At 67.4% G+C, this 2,127-nt stretch carries 1 protein-coding gene; it reads left to right on the forward strand.

Translation table 11 applies throughout. The annotated features are described in order from the left end of the window. Positions 1-31 precede the first annotated feature (31 nt). The coding region (locus R6258_RS18685) for a TRAP transporter permease (RefSeq protein WP_318453444.1) at positions 32-2,127 on the forward strand (2,096 nt) is incomplete at its 3' end.

The following is a 2,127-nucleotide window of genomic DNA, read 5'->3' on the forward strand; positions in this document are numbered from 1 at the left end:
GGGCTCGTTACCGATTCGCGAGGAGTGAACCGTGAGCGACCCCATCATCGAACAGGTCCGCGACGAGGACGCCCGCGAAGCCGAGGATCGCCTGCAGCATCCCTGGCTGGGGCGCTTTTTGTTTGGCTTTGCCATCGTCACGTCGCTGGTGCACCTGTACTTCAACACCTTCTCGACCATTTCCACGCTGTGGACGAGTGCCATGCACTTCGGCTTCTTCGGCGTGCTGTGCGCCCTGTCGGTGCCCATGGCGCGGCCGGCCGGCGCCGGCGCCAAGCGCCTGGTGCTGGGCATCGACATCATTCTCGCCCTGGCGACGGCGGGCTGCGTCATCTACCTGATGGCCTTCGAGGATGCCCTGTACGCGCGGGGCGTGACCTTCATCGCCTCGGATTGGGTGGCGTCGATCGTCGCCGTGGCGCTGGTCCTCGAGTTCGCCCGGCGCACCACCGGCTGGTTCATTCCCGTGCTGTGCCTGATCGCCCTGACCTACGTCGCCTGGTGGGGGCAGTACGTCGATGGCATCTTCAACTTTCCCGGGCTGAGCTGGGAGACGGTGCTGTTTCGTAGCTACATCGGCGGCCAGGGCATGCTCGGCACCATCGCGCGGATCTCCTGGACCTACGTGTTCATGTTCATTCTCTTCGGTGCCTTTCTGGTCAAGTCCGGCGCCGGCGACTTCATCATCGAGCTGGCGCGCTGCGCCGCCGGGCGCTTCGTCGGCGGCCCGGGCTTCGTGGCGGTGTTCTCCTCGGGGCTGATGGGCTCGGTGTCCGGCTCGGCGGTGGCCAACACCGTCTCCACCGGGGTCATCACCATCCCCTTGATGCGCAAGGCCGGCTTCCCGGCGCGCTTCGCCGCCGGCGTCGAGGCCGCCGCCTCCACCGGGGGCCAGCTGATGCCGCCGGTGATGGGCGCCGGGGCGTTCATCATGGCGTCCTACACCCAGGTGTCGTACTTGACCATCATCGGCGTGGCGGCCCTGCCGGCCTTTCTCTATTTCCTGTCGGTGGCGATGTTCGTGCGCATCGAGGCCAAGCGCAGCAACGCCCAGCAGCTCGCCGACCCGAACGCGCCGAAGATCGGCGCGGTGCTCAAGAACGGCTGGCACTTCCTGCTGCCGCTGGGCATGCTGGTCGCCGCCCTGATCTACGGGTTCACCCCGACCTACGCCGCCGGCATCGCCATCCTCGCGGTGATCGTGGCGTCGTGGCTGTCCAAGAACCCGATGAAGCCCCGCGATATCCTCGACGCGCTGGCGCTGGGCACCCGCAACATGATCACCACGGCGATCCTGCTGATCACCGTGGGGCTGATCATCAGTGTGGTCTCGACCACCGGCATCGGTAACACCTTCTCGCTGATGATCACCGACTGGGCGGGCGGCAGCCTGCTGGTGACCATCGTGCTGATCGCCATCGCCTCGCTGATCCTGGGCATGGGGCTGCCGGTCACCGCCTCGTACATCGTGCTGGCGACGCTGTCGGCGCCGGCGCTCTACAACCTGATGGCCAACGAGCAACTGCTCGATCTGCTGGTGGCCGGCCACCTGCCCGAGCAGGCCAAGGCGATCTTCATGCTCGCCGCGCCGGACCAGCTGCCGGCGCTGGCGGGGCCGATGAGCCTGGGCGAGGCCCAGGCGCTGCTGGCGAAGGTCCCCGACACCTTCTCGAGCCAGCTCTATGAGCAGGCGCTGTCGCCGCACTACCTGACCATGTCGCTGGTCGCCGCGCACATGGTGATCTTCTGGCTGTCGCAGGATTCCAACGTCACCCCGCCGGTGTGCCTGACCGCCTTCGCCGCGGCGGCGATCGCCGGCACGCCGCAGATGCGCACCGGCCTGACCGCCTGGAAGCTCGCCAAGGGGCTGTACATCGTGCCGCTGTTGTTCGTGTGGTCGCCGCTGATCACCGGCACGCCGCTGGAGATGGTCACGGTGTTCGTGATGGCGCTGTTCGGCGTCTACGCGATCATCGCCGGGCTGGAGGGCTACCTGGAGCACGAGCTGTCCTGGTGGCTGCGCCTGCTGATGTTCCCGATCGGCGCGCTGATGCTGTGGCCGCACGGCCTGCTGGTCGTCGACCTGGCCGGGGTGGCGGTCTTCGTCGCGGTGCTGGTGTGGAGTGC

Origin of the sequence: Halomonas sp. HP20-15 (assembly GCF_033446685.1) — a bacterium.
Lineage (GTDB): Bacteria > Pseudomonadota > Gammaproteobacteria > Pseudomonadales > Halomonadaceae > Modicisalibacter.